The organism is Nocardioides sp., from assembly GCA_037045645.1.
Lineage (GTDB): Bacteria > Actinomycetota > Actinomycetes > Propionibacteriales > Nocardioidaceae > Nocardioides.
Window position 1 is genome coordinate 165964 of record JBAOIH010000004.1, and the last position, 18011, is coordinate 183974.

Consider the following 18011-nt stretch of genomic DNA (forward strand, 5'->3'; position numbering starts at 1 on the left):
GCGTGTGCCACTACTGCGGCTGTCGTCATATCCGGTTGATCCGGGACTACATCGCCGAGCACGAGCGGGTGACCGAGCACGGTGACCACGCCGTACGCGCGCTGGATCGCGGTGATGTCGAGGCGGCAACTGCGCATGTGGACGCGATGGCCGAGGAGTTGCGTACGCACTGGCAGGGCGAGGAGAAGGGCGTCTTCGCGTTGATGATCGACGACCCGACCTATCGCGAACATATCGAGCCGTTGATCGCCGAGCACCGCGAACTCGAGGTCATCCTGCGGTCGCTGGACTTGTCGCGGGCCGCGGACCAGGCGGTCCTGCGCGAGCAGGTCATCGAGTTGGGCGTCCATATCGCCAAGGAGGAGGACGGGATCTTCCCGGCAACGCTGGTGGAGTTCTCTGGCGCCGAATGGGACCAGGCCATCGCGGCCTGGCAGGCCGCGCATCCGGGACAGGAACTGATCGCCGACTGAAGCCCTCGATCCGTACGAGTTCGAGCGTGCGCGTGAACTCGCGCGCCCAGGGGACGTCCAGCCGTACGAGTTCGAGCGTGCGCGTGAACTCGCGCGGATCAGTCGTCGAAGCCAGAGTCGTACCGGATGGACCCAGTGCCGTCGGTCGAACTGCGTACGACCACGCCGATCCCCTCGCGTCGCCACTGATCCTCGTCGGGGACGTAGCGGAAGCCGGCCTCCTCCAACCGTTGCTCGACCATGATCTTGAAGCCGCCGGGTGAGTCGAGGTCGTAATACGTCGTCACGAAGGCGCACACCGGCAAGCAGGATGCCGTCCCACCTTCTTCCTCGCGCGCGACACGTACGTCGGGCAATCCGCCGAGGTCGCGATCTCGCATCGCACGCAGGTCGTCGTGACTGGTCCCGAAGGCGCCCGACAGCACCGCAGCGACCAGGCCGATGCCGCACATCCCGCAGAGCCCGACGACAGCCAAGATCACCACCAGCAGGACCTTTCCGCCGCGCGGCTTGCGTGGTGGGGGCGCGTACTGAGAGGGATAGGGGTACGCCATCGCGGCAGCATTCCCGCGGCAGGGGAGCCTCAACCGTCGGCAACTCAACTGGCTTATGCGACCACCGGCGCTCCCGGCGACCGATCCGTTGCGTCAGCGGATACGCACCTGGCTGCCGGCCCGGCATACCTACGTGGGCCAGCCCGCCAGACCGTAGGCTCATCGACATGGCAGATGACAGCAGTTCAGGTTTGATCGCGGGCGGCGCGGTGCTGGGTGCCGTCGCCCTGGGCGGCGTGCTGATGGCGGTCGTACGCCGACTCGCGCGCAGGTCCGTGCCCGAGGCCGAGGTGCCCGCGGGAACGACGGACGAGGTCTGAGCGTCAGATGAACATGAAACGCACTTTGGTTGCTCTTGCCGTGGTGCTCGCACTGGCGGGCTGCTCCAACTCGGGGGGCAGCAACGACGTGGGCGATCCGCCACCGGCTGAGGCGACGACTCAACCCCAGGAATCGCCGGACACGAACGCTGTGGAGTTCAAGGGTCCCAATGAGGGGCAGCTCAACTCGCGGTGCGCCATGCCGACGGCCGAGTTCCTCACCAACAATGCGACCTACGCGTTCGAGGGCACCGTTCTCGACATCACCGACGGACAGGTCACCTTGGAGGTTGCGCAGTGGTATCGCGGAGATGGTGCCGACCTGGTCCACATCACCGCACCGAGCGCGGACCTGCAAGCGTTGATCAGCGCGGTGAAGTTCGAGCAGGGCAAGCAGTATCTGGTCGCCGTCGGTGACGGCGACACGGTGCTGCCCTGTGGCCTGAGTGCCCCTTCGACCAAGAAGCAGCGCAAGATGTTCGTCGATGCCTTCGGGGGTTGACCGATGACGGTCCACGGTCTGCTGCTCGCGGCCGGATCGGGGACCAGATACGGCGGCCCCAAGGCACTGGCCCGTGACCCCGACGGGTCGGCGTGGTTGCTGCGTTCGGTCGTCGCCCTCAAGCCTTGTGATGCGATCACCGTCGTGCTCGGTGCAGGAGCCGACGAGGCGGCGGCGATGCTGCCGATGTCCGTACGCCGGGTGCTCGCGCGCGACTGGGTGGACGGCATGGCGGCATCGCTGAAGGCCGGCCTGGAATCCTTAGATGGCGAGACCGCCTGCCTGGTCTCCCTGGTCGACCTGCCCGACGTCGATGCGGCCGTGACCCAGCGGATGCTCAGAACGCCGATCACGGCCGCCACGCTGCGGAGGGCGACGTACGACGGCGTCCCCGGCCATCCCGTGCTCCTGGGCCGAGATCACTGGGCGGGCGTCATCGCGACGGCCCAGGGTGATCAGGGCGCGCGCGACTATCTACGCAGGCACGATGAGCTGGTCGAGGAGATCGAATGCGGTGACCTCGCGACCGGAGCCGATCAGGACACGCCACACTGACGCACGTGTCCTACCTCGACGAACTGTTCTCCCTGCGCGGCAAGCACGCCGTCGTCACCGGCGGCTCATCCGGCATCGGTGCCGCGGCCGCGGAGGCCTTGGGGCGCGCGGGCGCCAGCGTGCATGTGGTCGCCCGTGGCCAGGAAAACCTCGACGCGACAGTGGCGCACCTGACCGACCTGGGTGTCGAGGCGAGTGCCGCGTCGTACGACCTTGCCGACGCCGCGCAACTGGCGGAGCTGTGCGCCACCGACGATCTGCGACGAGCCGACATCCTGGTCAACTGCGCGGGCGTCAATCACCGACCGCGACTCGAAGACACCACCGAGCCCGCGATCCAGGAGACGCTCGACGTCAACCTGATGGCACCCCTGCGACTCGGGCAGGCTGCCGGCCCACGCATGGCTGAGCGCGGTTGGGGCCGGATCATCAACGTGGGCTCACAACAGACGTGGAGCGCGTTCGGGAACTCTGGTGTCTATGGCGTGGCCAAGGCGGCTATTGGTGGACTCACGCGCTCTCAGGCCGAAGCGTGGTCGAGCCGAGGTGTGACCAGCAACGCTCTGATCCCCGGATTCGTGGTCACGCCGATGACTCAGGCCACGATCGCCGAGCCCGGCCGCGAAGAGGCGCTTGCCGAGCGCCATCTGGTCAAGCGCAACGGCGTCCCTGCCGACTTTGCCAGCGCGGTCATCTTCATCGCGGCCCCATCCTCGGGCTTCGTGACCGGTCATCTCCTCGCGGTGGACGGCGGCTTCTCGGTGGCCTGACGGCACCTAGGGTGAGGGACATGTACGTCCTCGAACTCGCCTTCTCCGACAACCCGGCCCGCCTCGACGCCCGCCCCGCGCATCGGGAGTTGATGGCCGGGCTCAGGAGCGAGGGCAAGGTGCTGGCCGGGGGACCGTACGCCGACGACTCTGGCGCCTTGTTGATCTTCCTGACCGACGACGCGCGGGAGGCCCAGGCGTACGTCGAGAACGACCCCTACTACTCCACCCCGGGTGTCGAGGTTGTCTCGTTGAAGCCGTGGAACGCGGTCACGCGCCACGAGGCGATCGCCGAGTTATGAGGCGAACCTACGGCCGACCAACACGCTGAGCCGTAGCCTGAACCCATGTCGCTCACCTCGCCCGCCGACGTCGCCGACCTGCTGGGGTCGACCGGCTACCTCGCGGACGAGGCGCTTGCCACGGTCACCTACCTGGCGCTGCGGATGGAGCGCCCGCTGCTCTTGGAGGGCGAGCCCGGCACCGGCAAGACCGCGCTGGCCGAAGGACTGGCGCAAGCCCTCCGCCGACCGCTGATCCGGCTGCAGTGTTATGAGGGCATCGACGCCACCCAGGCACTCTACGACTGGGACTTCCCCCGGCAGATCCTGCACCTGCGCACGCTCGAAGCCGTGGGTGGCGAGGGGACCGTGGAGGAGACCGAGAAGAGCCTGTACGACGAACGCTTCCTGCTCGCTCGTCCGGTGCTGGCCGCACTACAGCACGACCGTGCGGTCCTGCTGATCGACGAGGTCGACCGGGCCGACGACGAGTTCGAGGCGTTCCTGTTGGAGGTGCTCTCGACCTACCAGGTGACCATCCCCGAGCTCGGCACGATCAAGGCCGCCGAGCCGCCGCTGGTCGTCCTCACCTCCAATCGCACCCGCGAACTCCACGACGCGTTGAAGCGGCGATGCCTCTATCACTGGATCGACCACCCGGGCCTGGACCGCGAGGTGGAGATCGTCCGAAGTCGTGCGCCCGAGGTGAGCGAATCCCTGGCTCGCCAGGTGGTCGGTGTGGTGCAGCAACTGCGGGTGCGCGACGACCTGCTCAAGCCGCCCGGAGTCGCCGAGACCCTCGACTGGGCGCGGGCGCTGACCTATCTGGGCGCGGCCGACCTCGACCTCGAATCCGCCTCCGCGACCCTCGGCGCGCTGATCAAATATCGGGAGGACAGCGACCGGGTGAAGGCCGCCCTCGACCGAGTGCTGACCACCTGACATGGAATCGGTCGAGCCACGTCGAGACCCTGACGAGATCCTCCTCGGGTTCGCCGGCGCCCTGCGGTCCGCCGGGGTCGTGGTCACGGCAGATCGTGCGCACACCTTTCTGGAGGCAGCCTCGATCGTCGGCTTGGGCAGCCCGGACGACGTGCGGATAGCCGGGCGCGCCACGTTGTGCGCTTCGCCCGACGACCTGATCCGCTTCGACCAGGTCTTCGAGGCGTACTTCAACTCTCGCGACGGCCTGCCGCGCGCTCGACCGCGTACGCACACCCCCTCGCCCAGTGCCCTCACCCTTGGCGAGGACGAGGGCAGCGGCTCGGGTGAGACCGACGACGACGTGATCCGAGCCCAGGCCTCGGCGGCCGAGGTGCTGCGCCAGCGTGACGTCGCCGCGATGGATGCGGCGGAGAAACAGCGACTCGCAGGTATGTTTGCGACTCTCAGTCTGAGGCCACCGAGCCGGCGTACGGCTCGCCACCAGCGTTGGCACCGCGGCGACGTCGACGCCACGCGTACGCTGCGCAACTCGTTGCGTCATCTCGGTGAGCCGGGCCGGATCGCCTGGCGGCGCCGTGGCAGGCGCCCGCGTCGGGTGGTGCTGTTGATCGACGTGAGCGGCTCGATGAGCGGGTACGCCGATGCGCTGCTGCGCCTGGCCCACCGCTTCACCCAGTCGGCGCGTAGGACCGGCGGCGTGGTCGAGACCTTCACGATCGGCACCCGGTTGACCCACATCACCCGCGCGTTGCGACTCCTCGATCCGGATCGTGCGATCGTCGCGGCAGGCGAGACCGTGCCCGACTGGTCGGGTGGCACCAGACTCGGGGAGACACTGCGCTTCTTCCTCGACCGGTGGGGTCAGCGCGGGATGGCGCGTGGATCGGTCGTGGTGGTCTTCAGCGACGGCTGGGAGCGCGGTGAACCAGACCTGCTGCGCGAGCAGATGGCACGCCTGCACCGCATCGCCCACCGCGTCGTGTGGGCCAATCCGCACCGCGGGAAGGCCGGGTACGAACCCATCCAGGCCGGCGTGATCGCCGCGCTGCCCTTCTGCCACGAATTTGTGGCGGGGCACTCGCTGGCGACCTTCGCCGAGCTGGCGGACGTGATCGAGCGATCCTGAGTCGGCTCAGATCACACCGAGCGCCACCATCGCGTCGGCCACCTTGATGTAGCCGGCGAGGTTGGCGCCCATCACATAGTTGCCCGGGTCGCCGTACTGTTCGGCCGTGGTCACGCACTGGGTGTGGATGCCGACCATGATCTCGTCGAGCTTGGCCTCGGTCTCCTCGAACGACCACGAGTCGCGCGACGCGTTCTGCTGCATTTCCAAAGCAGAGGTGGCGACTCCGCCCGCGTTGGAGGCCTTGCCCGGCGCGAAGAGCACGCCGGTGCTCTGGAAAGCCTTCACCGCGTCGGGCGTGCAGGGCATGTTGGCGCCCTCGGCTACCAGGCGTACGCCGTTGTCGATCAGGCGCTTGGCGTGCCCGCCGTCGAGTTCGTTCTGGGTCGCGCACGGGAGTGCGACGTCGCAGGGGACGTCCCAGATCGAGCCGTCGGTGACGTGGCGCGCGCCGGGGCGCGCGTCTGCGTACGCACTCAGGCGCTCGCGGCGCACCTCCTTGATGTCCTTGAGCAGTTCGAGGTCGATGCCCTTTTCGTCCACGATGTAGCCGCCGGAGTCGCTGCATGCGATCACGGTGCCGCCGAGTTGGTGCACCTTCTCGACGGCATAGATCGCGACGTTGCCCGCGCCGGAGACGACGACCTTCTTGCCCTCGAACGAGTCTCCGGTGGTCGCGAGCATCTCGCGGGCGAAGAAGACGGTGCCGTAGCCGGTGGCCTCGGTGCGTACGAGCGACCCGCCCCAGGCGACTCCCTTGCCGGTCAGCACGCCGGCCTCGTACGAGTTCGTGATCCGCTTGTACTGCCCGAAGAGATAGCCCAGTTCGCGACCGCCGACGCCGATGTCACCGGCCGGGACGTCGGTGTATTCACCGATGTGGCGGTAGAGCTCGGTCATGAAGGATTGACAGAACGCCATGATCTCGCGGTCGCTGCGGCCCTTGGGGTCGAAGTCGGAGCCGCCCTTGCCGCCGCCGATGGGCATCCCGGTCAGGGCGTTCTTATACACCTGCTCGAAGCCGAGGAATTTTATGATCGACAGGTTGACGCTGGGATGGAACCGCAGGCCGCCCTTGTAGGGGCCGAGCGCTGAGTTGAACTCGACGCGGTAGCCCCGGTTGATCTGCACCTCGCCGGTGTCGGTAACCCACGGCACCCGGAAGATGATCTGTCGCTCCGGCTCGCACATCCGCTTCAGCACCGACCACTGCGCGTACTCGGGCCGCTCGCCGGCGATCGGGGTCAGACTCAGCATCACCTCGTAGACGGCCTGGTGGAACTCTGGCTCGCCGGCGTTGCGCTCGAGCACGATCTCGAAGAGGGGCTGGAGTTTGGGGTGCAGTGCGTCGAACATGGGGGGCACCTTGCCATGGTTCACTGCTGGCCTGACCCGGCGCCCCTACAGTGGACATCTCACATGACGCTGGGGCAGGAGGACCTGTGCGCGAAGTGTTGGACGACTTGCTCACCTGGTGGGAGGCCGGCGAGACCGTCGGTCTCGGCACCGTGGTTGCCACTTTTCAGTCCGCGCCGCGGCCCCCCGGAGCCTCGATGATCGTCGGTCCGAGCGGTGAGGCCGTCGGCTCGGTGAGTGGTGGCTGCGTCGAAGGCGCGGTCTATGAGTTGGGTGAGTCGGTCGTGGCCTCGGGTGTCCCCGAGTTGGTGCGCTATGGGGTCTCGGACGAGGACGCGTTCTCGGTCGGGCTCACCTGCGGTGGGATTCTCGACGTCTACGTGGAGAAGGTGAATCGCAAGACCTTCCCTGGATTGGGCGAGGTCGCGGCTGACATCGCGGCCGGTCGCCCGGTCGCCGTCGCGACCGTGGTCGTGCACCCGGATCCTGCCTGGCTGGGACGGCGGATGATCTGTCGCCCCGACGAGGTGGTGCCCCACGTACGCACGGGTCCTGACGAAGCCCAGCCGACTCGCCCCGGCATCTCGGGGTCGATCGGTTCGGAGCGTGCTGACCATGCCGTCCACGACGACGCCCTCGGGTTGCTGGCCGCGGGACATCACGCGACCTTGGAGTACGGCCCCGACGGCGAGCGCCGCGGCGAGGGGATGCGGGTCTTCGTGTGGGCGTTCGCGCCCAAGCCGCGGATGCTGGTCTTCGGCGCTATCGACTTCGCGGCGGCCGTCGCGCGGGTCGGGGCGTTCCTCGGCTATCACGTCACCGTCTGCGATGCCCGCCCGATCTTTGCCACGACGTCACGCTTCCCGGAGGCCGACGAGGTTGTCGTCGACTGGCCGCACCGCTATCTGGCCGCCGAGCGTGATGCCGGTCGGCTCGACGCGCGCACGGTGATCACCGTGCTCACCCACGACCCCAAGTTCGATGTGCCGCTCTTGGAGGTGGCGCTGCGTCTGCCCGCCGTGGGGTATATCGGCGCGATGGGCTCTCGCAAGACACATGACGACCGACTCGCGCGACTGCGCGAGGTGGGGGTCACCGACGACGAGATCGCGCGGATGTCGTCTCCGATCGGGCTCGACCTGGGCGCTCGTACGCCCGAGGAGACCGCGGTGTCGATCGCGGCCGAGATCATCCAGTTGCAGTGGGGTGGCTCTGGTGACCGCCTCGGCGACCGCGAGGGCCGCATCCACGCGTGATCACCGGTGGTTGAGGAGGCCGCGTAGCGGCCGTCTCGAAACCCTGCGTCGGTGGAGCGGTCACCGGTGGTTGAGGAGGCCGCGCAGCGGCCGTCTCGAAACCCTGCGTCGGTGGAGCGGTCACCGGTGGTTGAGGAGGCCGCGCAGCGGCCGTCTCGAAACCCTGCGTCGGTGGAGCGGTCACCGGTGGTTGAGGAGGCCGCGCAGCGGCCGTCTCGAAACCACGTCACGCCGGACGCATACTCCGCGCCCGTGCATGCCCGGGGGCCATCGCCCACCGCACCGTCGTCGTCGACAGCGACCCCACGGCTCGTACGGGCGCGTCGACGACACCCGGCCACGCGGGCAGCGCGAGTTCGGTGCGCACCCACGGGGGCAGCAGCGTGATCGCGCCGCCCATCAGGGACCAGTACGCCGGACGTGCCGCCCACGGCAGATCAGGGTGCTTGACCAGGAAGCCGATCGCGTCCCGCGCGGCATCGGTGCCGCGCAACTCGGGACCGTACGCCGCCAGCGTCCCCTTCAGTTCCTCCAGCGTGGTCGGCGGATCGAGCACCCCGATCCGGCGCGCGACCCGGGCGGTCTGGCCGACGTACTCATCCTGCTGAGCGCGCGTGAGCCGGCGCGCGCCGAATGCGCGATGGGCCGTGAGGAAAGAGTCGATCTCGGCGGCGTGAACCCAGCCGAGCAGGTGTGGATCGTTGGCGGCGTACGCCGTGCCGTCCGGCATCGTGCCGGTGACCGACTCGTGAACGTGACGCACCGCGTCGATCACCTGCTCGGCATGACGCTCGGTCCCGAAGGTCGTGGTCGCGATGTAGTAGGAGATCTTCGCCAGTCGACCCCACATGTCGCCTCGGTAGCCCGAGTGGTCGGCGACGCCCTGCATCGCCGCGGGATGCAGGGACTGCAGCATGATCGCGCGGATCCCGCCGATGAACATCGACGCGTCCCCGTGCACCCAGCCGATGGGGGAGTCCGCCTCGAACCAGCGGGGCCCCTGGGCGCCATGCACCACCTCGCGGCGCCGATCGGCATCCGGTCCGGCGACACGTCGCAACAACTCGGTCCCGAGCCGCTCCTGCACCGCATCGAGCAAGGTCATCTCGTGAGCCTAGCCCGCGGATTGCGGGACAACTTCTGCACGATTGCCGGGCGCGGGCTACGGTGAGCCGCATTACGTGAGGTCTGGGGGAACATGAACACACCCGCCGAGTTGTCCGACCGCCGTCGTCGAATGGTCGAGGCCTGGACCGCGTTCGTCGAGAACGGTGACGCGGTCGAGGAGCGGGTGCGTCCGGAGATCTGGAGAAGTTGGCAACGGTCGAGTGCTGCGGAACTCGACCACGAGATCAGCCACGCGCCGCTCGACGACGAGAGTGAGACGCGCGCCTATTTCGAGTCCAGCCCCTTGCAGGTGGCGATCGAACGCGTCGAGGCCGAGTTGCGGCGTACGGCCGAGGACGGCGACCTCGTCCTGGCTGTCACCGACGAACAGACCCGGATCCTGTGGACCTACGGCGGTCGCGTGATGCGACGCAAGGCCGAGTCGGTCAACTTCGTGGCCGGTGGGCGCTGGGACGAGGGGTCGGTCGGCACGAACGCGCTCAACCTCGCGCTGCGCCACGGCAACCCGTCGATGGTCTTCAGCGCCGAGCACTATGCCCCGATCGTGCACAACTGGGTGTGTTGGGCCGCGCCCGTGCACGACCCCGCGACCGGGCGCCAACTCGGCGTGATCGACCTGTCGACGATGTGGGAGCGCACCCACCCGATCGGCTTGGCCACGGCGCGCGTACTGGCCCGTCTGATCGAGACCGCGCTGCCGCATTCGCGGCTGGCGTACGACGACCCGTCGCCAGCGGCGACCCATGGCCCCGGTCTGTCGCTGACCCTGCTCGGCACCGCCGAGGCCTTCCTCGACGGCCAGCGGCTGCTGCTCAACCGGCGCCAGACCGAGATCCTCGCCTTGCTCGCGCTCAGTCCGAACGGGTTGTCGCTGGAGCATCTGCACGCGCATCTCTACGGCGATGAACCTGTCACCGTCTCCACGTTGAAGGCCGAGGTCTCACACCTACGCGCGGCGCTCTCGGGTCAGTTGTCGTCTCGGCCCTACCGCCTGACCATGCCGGTCCGCACCGACATCGACGAGGTGCTCCGCCTGCTGCGCCGCGGTGAAGTGGCGGCAGCGGTGTCGGTCTACGGCGGCGACCTGCTGCCCGGGACGAACTCGCCACGGTTGACCGAGCTGGCCGAATACGTCGCGGTAGCCGTACGCGAGGCGCTGCTCGCGTCGCCGGACTCGGCGGCGGTGCTGCACTACGCGGAGATCGCGCCGTACGACACCGAGGTCGTCGAGGCGGCCCTGCGCGCGCTGGGGGAGTCCCCCCACCCCGACAAGGCCCTGCTGAAGGGAAAGTTGGCCGCGGCCCAGCGGTGAGGGTGGAGAGTCACCGGCTGCCCGGTGAGTTTCACGGTTAGTAACCAAGGCATTGGTTACACACCATGAGAGTCCCCGGCCAGCCGGGGACTCCAACGGTTCCGTAGACGTGTCGGTTCTCGCCAACCCATCACCAACCGGCCGGCCGTACGTTCGACGCTTAGGTGACCTGGGTCACACCAGGATGCTCGGACGACCGCGACCAAGGAGAGCAAACCGATGACCAAGATCAACCTCACCGTCGACGGGGCGAAGGTCTCCGACGACGTCGAGCCACGCATGCTGCTGGTGCAGTATCTGCGCGAGAAGCTCGGCAAGACCGGCACCGTGATCGGCTGCGACACCTCCAACTGCGGTGCGTGCACTGTGCACCTCGACGGCCGCAGCGTGAAGTCCTGCAACGTGCTTGCCGTCCAGGCCGACGGCGCCGAGGTCACTACGATCGAAGGTCTCGCTGACGGCGACAAGCTCCACAAGGTGCAAGAGGCGTTCCGCGAGTGCCACGGTCTGCAATGCGGATTCTGTACGCCCGGCATGATCATGCAGAGCGTCGACCTGCTCAACGAGAACCCCGACCCGACCGAGGAAGAAGTACGCCTCGGGTTGGAGGGCAACCTGTGCCGCTGCACCGGCTATCACAACATCGTCAAGAGCGTTCTCACAGCAGCCAAGGCGGGTGAGTGAAGATGACCGCCACCGCAAACGAAAAAGAGATCGGTCGCGACCGCCGCCGCAAGGAAGACCAGCGGCTGATCACCGGGCGTACGCGCTGGACCGACAACCTGCAACCCACCGGACTGCTGCACCTGGCGATGGTCCGCAGCCCCTTCGCGCACGCCACGATCACCAACATCGACAAGACCGAGGCCGAGCAGGCCACCAACGTCGTCGCGGTCTTCACCGGTGCGGACCTCGCTGACCTGCAGGGCGTGTGCATCAACGCGTGGCCGATCACGCCCGACCAGAAGACGCCCAACCACCTGCCGATCCCGACCGACCGGGTGGCCTTCGCCGGCGAGATCGTCGCCGTGGTGGTCGCCCGCACCGCCGCCGAAGCCCGCGACGCGGCCGAGCTGGTCGACGTCGACTACGAGGAACTCCCGGCCGCGCTCGACCTCAAGGACGCGCACGCAGACACGGTCCTCGCGCACCCAGATCTGGGCAGCAACAACAGCGCCTTCTGGAAGTTCGACTCCGCCGAAGCCGGCACCGGCGGCAATGTCGACGAGGCGATCGAAAAGGCACGCGCAGACGGAATCGTCATCGAGCGCGAATATCGCCAGCAGCGGCTGATCCCGGCCTTCATGGAGCCGCGCAGCACGGTCTGCGACCCGACCGGTGAGCAGATCACGCTCTGGTCAGCCACCCAGATCCCGCACATCCTCCGCTTCGCGCTCGCCGCGACCACCGGCGTACCCGAGTCCAAGATCCGCGTCATCGCCCCAGATGTCGGCGGCGGCTTCGGCGGCAAACTCCAGCAGACGCCGGAGGAGATGATCGTCTTCGCGGTCGCGCGCAAGCTCGGCAAGCCGATCAAGTATACCGAGACCCGCAGCGAGTCGCTGCTCAGCGGTCACCATGGCCGCGACCAGTGGCAAAAACTCACGCTGAGCGCCGAGAAAGACGGCACGGTCACCGGCCTCAAAGTCGAACTCCTCGCGGATCTGGGGGCGTACGTCTCGCTCGTGGGCGGCGGCGTGCCGGTGCTCGGCGCGTTCATGTTCAACGCGATCTACAAGTTCCCGGCCTATCAGTTCAACTGCCAGACGGTGCTGACTAACAAAACCTGGACCGACGCCTACCGTGGTGCCGGGCGGCCCGAGGCGACGTACGCCATCGAGCGGATGATGGACGAGTTGGCCGTCGAGTTGGGCGTGGACCCGCTCGAGATCCGCGAGAAGAACTGGATCAAGCACGAGGAGTTCCCGTTCACGACGGTTGCGGGATTGGAGTACGACTCCGGCAACTATGAGGCGGCGACAGCCGCGGCCAAGCAGGTGTTCGGGTACGACGAGTTGCGCGCCGAGCAGGCCGAAAGACGAGCTAACGGAGACAAGGTCCAACTCGGCATCGGGGTCTCGACCTTCACCGAGATGTGCGGCCTGGCGCCGAGTCGCGTGTTGGGCAGCCTCGACTACGGCGCAGGCGGCTGGGAGCACGCGAGCGTACGCATGCTGCCCACCGGCAAGGTCGAGGTCGTCACCGGCACCAGTGCGCACGGCCAGGGTCATGAGACGGCGTTCAGCCAGATCGTGGCCGACCGGCTCGGCGTACCTTTCGAGGACGTCGAGATCCTGCACGGCGACACCCAGGTCAGCCACAAGGGCCTGGACACGTACGGCTCCCGCTCACTGGTCGTGGGTGGCGAGGCGCTGGTCAAGGCGGTCGACAAGGTGATCGAGAAGGCCAAGCCGCTCGCCGCCCACCTGCTGGAGGCCAGCGTCGACGACCTGGACTTCAGCGGCGGCAGGTTCGGGGTGAAGGGCACCGACGCGGGCGTCGGGATCCAGGAGTTGGCGACCGCGACGTTCGCCAGTCACAACTACCCCGAGGACATGGAGCCTGGCATCGACGCCGAGGCGACCTACGACCCCGTCAACTTCAACTATCCGCACGGCACCCACCTGTGCGCGGTCGAGGTCGACACCGAGACCGGCGCGGTCAAGATGCGCAAATACACCTGCTGCGACGACATCGGCACGATCATCAACCCGCTGATCGTGGCCGGACAGGTGCACGGCGGCCTCGTGCAGGGCATCGCGCAGGCGCTGTGGGAGGAGGCGGTGTACGACGAGTCGGGCACGCTGGTGTCCGGGTCGTTCGTCGACTACCTGCTGCCGACCGCGGCCGACACGATCTCATTCGACGTCGTCCACACCGACCAGCCGAGCATCTGCACCACCAACACGCTCGGCACCAAGGGCGTCGGTGAAGCCGGCACGATCGCGTCGACCCCCGCAGTGGTCAACGCGGTCGTCGATGCCGTACGCCAGTTCGGCGTCAACGACATCCAGATGCCGTGCACGCCCGAGCGGGTCTGGAAGGCGATCCATGCCGGCGACGGCGCGGCAGAGACAGAAGAGTCGGCGATGCCGCACTTCGACGAAGGCGCACCCAATCAGGATCCCGGCACCAGCGGGGAAGGAGTCCAGGCATGATCCCCGTGCAGTTCGACTACATGGCGCCCACCTCGGTCGAGGACGCGTTGGCGGCACTGTCCGAGCATGGCGACGACGCCAAGATCATCGCCGGCGGCCAGAGCCTGCTTCCCGTCCTGCGGATGCGGCTCAACGCTCCTGAGATGGTGATCGACCTGGGTCGCATCGACTCGCTCAAGGGCATCCGCGAGGACGGTGACGCGCTCGTGATCGGCGCGCTCACCACCCACCACGAGGTGGCCCACGACCCGCTGGTCGAGCAGCACGCACTGCTGCTGCAGAAGGCGGCTCGCGAGGTCGCCGACGCGCAGATTCGTCACCGCGGCACCTTCGGTGGGGCACTGGCGCATGCCGACCCTGCCGGTGACCTTGGAGCTCCGGCCCTGGCTCTCGGGGCGCAGTTCGTGATCGCCGGTCCGAGTGGCAGCCGCACCGTCGACGCCGCGGACTTCTTCGTCGATCTCTTCGAGACCGCGATCGGTGACGACGAGATCCTCACGCAGGTGCGGATCCCCAAGCACACCGGCTGGGGCGCGCACTACGAGAAGTTCGTACGCGTGGTGCACCAGTGGCCGATCGTGGCGGTCGCGGCGACCGTCAAGGCAGACGGGGACACGATCAGCGAAGCCAAGATTGGCCTGACCAACATGGGCTCCACGCCTTTGCGGGCCACTGCCACCGAGGCGGCGCTGGCTGGTGCGGCAGCAACCGAGGACGGCGTACGCGCTGCGTGCGACCAGGCCGCAGACGGCACCAACCCGCCGAGCGACCTCAACGGGGACAGCGACTATCGCCAGCACCTCGCGACCGTGCTGGCGCGCCGGGCTGTGCTGAAGGCTGCTGGACAAGCCTGATGGATCTCACCCACACGTTCACGGTCCCCGTCGACGTCGAGGAGGCCTGGGCACACTTCAACGACATCGCCGAAGTCGCCCAGTGCTTCCCCGGCGCGCAGGTCACTGCGGTCGAGAACGACACCTTCAACGGATCGGTCAAGGTCAAACTCGGCCCGATCGCGTTGCAGTACAACGGGTCGGGCACCTTCGTCGAGAAGGACGACGACAACCACCGCTTCGTCGTCGACGCCAAGGGCAAGGACAAGCGCGGCAACGGGACCGCTGGCGCGAAGGTGACGTTGTCGATGGTGCGCGCGAGCGCGACGTCGACCGCGGTCGAGGTGCTGACCGACCTCGCGATCACCGGCAAGCCCGCGCAGTTCGGTCGTGGCGTGATGCAAGACGTCTCCGACAAACTGCTCGGCCAGTTCGTAGCATGCCTGGAGTCGCGGCTCTCGGCTGCCGAGGCCGCCGCAGGCGATTCAGACGAGCCACCAGGGGGCGAACCCGTCGAAGCACCGCAAGCGCAACAGGAGGCCACCGCCGCGCTGCCTCCCAAGCACGCCGCCGACGTGCCCACTGACTCCGTGACACCCCCACCGGTTCCGCATCGCGAGCCTCGTACGCTCCCTCCGCCGCCCCCGCGACAGGACGAGGCGCTCGATCTTGGTGCGACGGTGCTGCCGGTGCTGGTGAAGAGCTATTGGAAGCAGGCGCTCGGAGGGCTGGTCGTCCTACTCGTGCTGCGCCGACTCCTGCGACGCTGACCGGGTTTCGGCTTTACCGCTGCTGGCTAGGCTCCGGGCCGTGAAGAGGCTGATCGCGGCGGTGCTGCTCCTGGCCGCCGTCTGCGTGCCCGTGCTCGCGTACGGCTCCTCGGGCTCGGGCACCGAGTCGTACGAGCCGACGCGCATCATGACCTACCGGGCGACCTTCGATCTGGACGCCGACGGCACGCTGCGCGCTCACGAGACCATCCCCGTCGACATCCCGGAGTACGAGAGCCGCCGCGGCATCTTCCGCTTCTGGGACACCCACGATCCGAGCGCGCCGGGTGCTCGTCGGATCCCCGAGAACATCGAGGTCACCCGCGACGGCTCGCCCGAGAACTTCGAGATGCTGACCGAGGGCAAGGGCCGGTATCGGGTGGCGAAGATCGGCAACGCCTACTACACGCTGCCCAGCGGCGTCTCGACGTACGACATCCGCTACCGCATCGACGGGGTCATCGAGAAGGGCACGGACGGCACTCGATCGCAGTTCTATTGGAACCTGATCCCGGGCGGTTGGGCGCAAGGCATCGAGAAATCCGTGCTGACCGTCAATCTGCCGGCTCCGCCGGAGGACGTACGCTGCGCGGTCGGCCAGGGTGAGACGTCGGGCTGCACGGCCAAGGCCAACGGCAACACCATCACCGTGCAGACCGGGCAGCTCGAGCCACGCACTCCGGTGACCTTGAAGGTCGGCCTCGACGTACCCACTCCCGAGTCGGGGCATTCCTTGTGGTGGTCGGGACGGTGGGATCCAGTGCTGGGCACCTCGAAGATAGGGCTGGGAGTCGTCCTGCTGCTCGGTCTGCTCGCCGGGGGTATTGGCATGCTGCTGGCTCGCGCGTCTCGCGAAGATGATCCGCCCTTCCCGCTGATGTACGCGCCACCCGAGGGGGTCGGGCCCGCGCAGGCGGCGTACGTCCTGAACGAACGCTCGGACAGGTCCGCCTTCGTCGCGTCGTTGATGTACGCAGCCGAGAAGGGCGCGGTGGAGGTTCAGCGCGACGCGAAGACCTGGACCATCACCGACGTCGGTGGCGCGGACCGCTGGAACGGCCTGGACCCGATCACCGCGCGAGTGGCGAGGCTGCTGCCAGGGCAGGGTGGCTCGTTCGTCGCCGAGCCGAGCGACATCACGGCGGGTCAGCAACTGCGTTCGGAGATGCGGGGCTTCACTGGGGCCGTGCAGTCCTGGGGTGCGCGCAACAAGATCCTGGAGATGGCAGGCGCTGGTGCGGCGGGTGGGCTGCTCGTCATCGGTGGGCTGCTGCTTGCGGGGGCCCTGATCGTGTGGAACCCGGTCGCCATGAGCCTGGCAGCAGTGATCCCAGGTTGGTTCGCGATCGCGGCGCTGCCGACACTCCGGCCAGGTTCGAGCACCCGGCGTACGCCATCAGGGCGCGACCTGTGGTCTAAAGTCGGCGGCTTCTATCGGGTGCTTTCCACTCCTTCGAGTATCGATCGGTTCGAGTTCTCCGGTCGCGAAGAGCTCTACACGGCCTATCTGCCGTGGGCGGTTGCCTTTGGCTGTGCCGATGTGTGGGCCGACAAGTTCCGCACCGAGATGGGCGTCGAGCCGCCCGCACCGGCGCACTTCGCCCACGGTTATGTGACCAGCCAGGGGTACTCGGATCCGACCTCCTCGATCGACTCGCTGACCCGATCCTTCGAACGCACCGTCGACTCGTCGATCTCGGCGTACGAAGCCTCCATCGCACCGAAGTCGTCCGGCGGCGGAGGCGGTGGCTTCTCCGGCGGCGGCGGTGGCGGGTTCTCCGGCGGCGGTGGTGGCGGCGGTGGCGGAGGCGGGTCGTGGTGAGCCCGGCGGCGCTGCATAGAGCAGACCTGTATATCCCTAGTGGTCGACCGTCCCGGCCGACCGACCCAACAGAGAGGTGCGCGAGATGACCCTCGCCGTCATTTCCATCCTTGTTATCGGCGTGCTGATCGTGGGCCTCATCGGCTTCGTGATCGCCGGCTTCAACAAGCTGCGTACGGCCGACATCGGCGCCCAGGAGGCGCTCGGTGGCATCGACGTCCAGCTCACCCGGCGCGCCGAGCTGATCCCGAATCTGGTCAACACCGTCAAGGGGTACGCCACCCACGAGAAGGAGGTCTTCGAAGAGGTGACGCGTGCCCGCGCCGCGGTCGCCCAGGCCGCCGAGGGTGACAACGTCCCCGCGAAGGCCGCCGCCGACGCGCAACTTCAGCAGGCCCTCGTACGCGTGAACGCGGTCGCGGAGAACTACCCCGAACTCAAGGCCAGCACCAACTTCCTCGAGCTGCAGAAGCAGTTGGCAGAGACGGAGAACCAACTCTCGTTCGCCCGGCAGTACTACAACGACGCCGTCACCAGACTCAACACCCTCGTACGCACCATCCCGTGGATGTTCCTCACCGGCATCGCCGGCGTCTCGGCTCGCGAGTTCTACGACGCGCCCTCGGGCCACGAGCAGGCCCCCACCGTGCAGTTCTGATCCCCCATCCGGGGGGCTTGCGTTGCCGATGGTTGAGGAGCTCACCGGGGGAGGGGTTCGTTACCGGTGGTTGAGGAGCTCGCCGGGGGAGGGGTTCGTTGCCGGTGGTTGAGGAGCTCACCGGGGGAGGGGTTCGTTACCGGTGGTTGAGGAGCTCGCCGGGGGAGGGGTTCGTTGCCGGTGGTTGAGGAG

At 67.8% G+C, this 18011-nt stretch carries 19 protein-coding genes; 16 read left to right on the plus strand and 3 right to left on the minus strand.

Annotated features, from left to right (window positions below; genetic code table 11):
• The first annotated feature begins 2 nt into the window (after nucleotides 1–2).
• On the plus strand, nucleotides 3–473 hold the full coding sequence (locus V9G04_13975; GenBank protein MEI2714361.1) for a hemerythrin domain-containing protein: 471 nt from the start codon (nucleotides 3–5) through the stop codon (nucleotides 471–473).
• A 98-nt stretch (nucleotides 474–571) separates the two neighbouring features.
• On the opposite strand, the gene V9G04_13980 is transcribed toward V9G04_13975, so the two are convergent.
• A complete protein-coding gene (locus V9G04_13980) occupies nucleotides 572–1027 on the minus strand; it encodes a hypothetical protein (GenBank protein MEI2714362.1) in 456 nt (151 codons plus the stop codon).
• A gap of 167 nt (nucleotides 1028–1194) precedes the next feature.
• Here V9G04_13980 and V9G04_13985 point away from each other — a divergent pair, with 167 nt between their 5' ends.
• The 7 genes from V9G04_13985 to V9G04_14015 are packed head-to-tail and all read left to right on the plus strand — an operon-like array spanning nucleotide 1195 to nucleotide 5526.
• Nucleotides 1195–1347: a hypothetical protein gene (locus tag V9G04_13985; GenBank protein MEI2714363.1), complete on the plus strand. Its 153-nt coding sequence runs from the start codon at nucleotides 1195–1197 to the stop codon at nucleotides 1345–1347.
• 13 nt (nucleotides 1348–1360) lie between these two features.
• Entirely contained in the window at nucleotides 1361–1849 is a 489-nt protein-coding gene (locus V9G04_13990; protein MEI2714364.1) for a hypothetical protein, read from the plus strand.
• 3 nt (nucleotides 1850–1852) lie between these two features.
• Nucleotides 1853–2404 carry a nucleotidyltransferase family protein gene (locus tag V9G04_13995; protein MEI2714365.1) on the plus strand — a complete coding sequence of 184 codons (552 nt, stop codon included), beginning with the start codon at nucleotides 1853–1855 and terminating at the stop codon, nucleotides 2402–2404.
• Nucleotides 2405–2409: 5 nt separating this feature from the next.
• Nucleotides 2410–3174 carry an SDR family oxidoreductase gene (locus V9G04_14000; GenBank protein ID MEI2714366.1) on the plus strand — a complete coding sequence of 255 codons (765 nt, stop codon included), beginning with the start codon at nucleotides 2410–2412 and terminating at the stop codon, nucleotides 3172–3174.
• Nucleotides 3175–3194: 20 nt separating this feature from the next.
• Nucleotides 3195–3476 (plus strand): YciI family protein, encoded by a 282-nt coding sequence (locus V9G04_14005; protein MEI2714367.1) that lies wholly within the window; start codon nucleotides 3195–3197, stop codon nucleotides 3474–3476.
• A 45-nt stretch (nucleotides 3477–3521) separates the two neighbouring features.
• Nucleotides 3522–4397, plus strand: a complete 876-nt coding sequence (locus V9G04_14010; GenBank protein ID MEI2714368.1) for a MoxR family ATPase — start codon at nucleotides 3522–3524, stop codon at nucleotides 4395–4397.
• 1 nt (nucleotide 4398) lies between these two features.
• On the plus strand, nucleotides 4399–5526 hold the full coding sequence (locus V9G04_14015) for a VWA domain-containing protein (protein ID MEI2714369.1): 1128 nt from the start codon (nucleotides 4399–4401) through the stop codon (nucleotides 5524–5526).
• Between the two features lie 6 nt (nucleotides 5527–5532).
• Here the strand turns inward: V9G04_14015 and gdhA are convergent, their stop codons facing one another.
• The gene (gene gdhA, locus V9G04_14020; GenBank protein ID MEI2714370.1) at nucleotides 5533–6870 is read right to left on the minus strand and encodes an NADP-specific glutamate dehydrogenase; all 1338 of its coding nucleotides are present in this window, start codon (nucleotides 6868–6870) and stop codon (nucleotides 5533–5535) included.
• A 98-nt stretch (nucleotides 6871–6968) separates the two neighbouring features.
• Between gdhA and V9G04_14025 the strand changes: the two genes are divergently transcribed.
• Complete coding sequence (locus tag V9G04_14025; GenBank protein MEI2714371.1) at nucleotides 6969–8138, plus strand: XdhC/CoxI family protein; 1170 nt, start codon at nucleotides 6969–6971, stop codon at nucleotides 8136–8138.
• A 226-nt stretch (nucleotides 8139–8364) separates the two neighbouring features.
• Here V9G04_14025 and V9G04_14030 read toward each other — a convergent pair whose 3' ends face one another.
• Nucleotides 8365–9243, minus strand: a complete 879-nt coding sequence (locus tag V9G04_14030) for an oxygenase MpaB family protein (GenBank protein MEI2714372.1) — start codon at nucleotides 9241–9243, stop codon at nucleotides 8365–8367.
• A gap of 93 nt (nucleotides 9244–9336) precedes the next feature.
• Here V9G04_14030 and V9G04_14035 point away from each other — a divergent pair, with 93 nt between their 5' ends.
• From V9G04_14035 to V9G04_14065, 7 genes are all read left to right on the plus strand, one after another.
• Nucleotides 9337–10578, plus strand: coding sequence for a transcriptional regulator (locus V9G04_14035; protein MEI2714373.1), 1242 nt, complete (start codon nucleotides 9337–9339; stop codon nucleotides 10576–10578).
• Nucleotides 10579–10797: 219 nt separating this feature from the next.
• Nucleotides 10798–11262: a (2Fe-2S)-binding protein gene (locus V9G04_14040; GenBank protein ID MEI2714374.1), complete on the plus strand. Its 465-nt coding sequence runs from the start codon at nucleotides 10798–10800 to the stop codon at nucleotides 11260–11262.
• A gap of 2 nt (nucleotides 11263–11264) precedes the next feature.
• On the plus strand, nucleotides 11265–13736 hold the full coding sequence (locus V9G04_14045; GenBank protein ID MEI2714375.1) for a xanthine dehydrogenase family protein molybdopterin-binding subunit: 2472 nt from the start codon (nucleotides 11265–11267) through the stop codon (nucleotides 13734–13736).
• Nucleotides 13733–14590, plus strand: coding sequence for a xanthine dehydrogenase family protein subunit M (locus V9G04_14050; protein ID MEI2714376.1), 858 nt, complete (start codon nucleotides 13733–13735; stop codon nucleotides 14588–14590). Before V9G04_14045 ends, V9G04_14050 begins: the two co-directional genes overlap by 4 nt.
• Entirely contained in the window at nucleotides 14590–15339 is a 750-nt protein-coding gene (locus V9G04_14055; GenBank protein ID MEI2714377.1) for an SRPBCC domain-containing protein, read from the plus strand. Before V9G04_14050 ends, V9G04_14055 begins: the two co-directional genes overlap by 1 nt.
• A 40-nt stretch (nucleotides 15340–15379) precedes the next feature.
• Complete coding sequence (locus V9G04_14060) at nucleotides 15380–17161, plus strand: DUF2207 domain-containing protein (GenBank protein MEI2714378.1); 1782 nt, start codon at nucleotides 15380–15382, stop codon at nucleotides 17159–17161.
• Nucleotides 17162–17246: 85 nt separating this feature from the next.
• A complete protein-coding gene (locus tag V9G04_14065; protein MEI2714379.1) occupies nucleotides 17247–17819 on the plus strand; it encodes a LemA family protein in 573 nt (190 codons plus the stop codon).
• Nucleotides 17820–18011: the final 192 nt, after the last annotated feature.

What these genes read in the sequence shown, in the direction of transcription:
- V9G04_13980 (MEI2714362.1), bottom strand. Translation starts at nt 1,027, where the DNA reads ATGGCGTACCCCTATCCCTCTCAGTACGCGCCCCCACCACGCAAGCCG.
- V9G04_13985 (MEI2714363.1), top strand. Translation starts at nt 1,195, where the DNA reads ATGGCAGATGACAGCAGTTCAGGTTTGATCGCGGGCGGCGCGGTGCTG.
- V9G04_13990 (MEI2714364.1), top strand. Translation starts at nt 1,361, where the DNA reads ATGAAACGCACTTTGGTTGCTCTTGCCGTGGTGCTCGCACTGGCGGGC.
- V9G04_13995 (MEI2714365.1), top strand. Translation starts at nt 1,853, where the DNA reads ATGACGGTCCACGGTCTGCTGCTCGCGGCCGGATCGGGGACCAGATAC.
- V9G04_14005 (MEI2714367.1), top strand. Translation starts at nt 3,195, where the DNA reads ATGTACGTCCTCGAACTCGCCTTCTCCGACAACCCGGCCCGCCTCGAC.
- V9G04_14010 (MEI2714368.1), top strand. Translation starts at nt 3,522, where the DNA reads ATGTCGCTCACCTCGCCCGCCGACGTCGCCGACCTGCTGGGGTCGACC.
- V9G04_14015 (MEI2714369.1), top strand. Translation starts at nt 4,399, where the DNA reads ATGGAATCGGTCGAGCCACGTCGAGACCCTGACGAGATCCTCCTCGGG.
- V9G04_14030 (MEI2714372.1), bottom strand. Translation starts at nt 9,243, where the DNA reads ATGACCTTGCTCGATGCGGTGCAGGAGCGGCTCGGGACCGAGTTGTTG.
- V9G04_14035 (MEI2714373.1), top strand. Translation starts at nt 9,337, where the DNA reads ATGAACACACCCGCCGAGTTGTCCGACCGCCGTCGTCGAATGGTCGAG.
- V9G04_14040 (MEI2714374.1), top strand. Translation starts at nt 10,798, where the DNA reads ATGACCAAGATCAACCTCACCGTCGACGGGGCGAAGGTCTCCGACGAC.
- V9G04_14045 (MEI2714375.1), top strand. Translation starts at nt 11,265, where the DNA reads ATGACCGCCACCGCAAACGAAAAAGAGATCGGTCGCGACCGCCGCCGC.
- V9G04_14050 (MEI2714376.1), top strand. Translation starts at nt 13,733, where the DNA reads ATGATCCCCGTGCAGTTCGACTACATGGCGCCCACCTCGGTCGAGGAC.
- V9G04_14055 (MEI2714377.1), top strand. Translation starts at nt 14,590, where the DNA reads ATGGATCTCACCCACACGTTCACGGTCCCCGTCGACGTCGAGGAGGCC.
- V9G04_14065 (MEI2714379.1), top strand. Translation starts at nt 17,247, where the DNA reads ATGACCCTCGCCGTCATTTCCATCCTTGTTATCGGCGTGCTGATCGTG.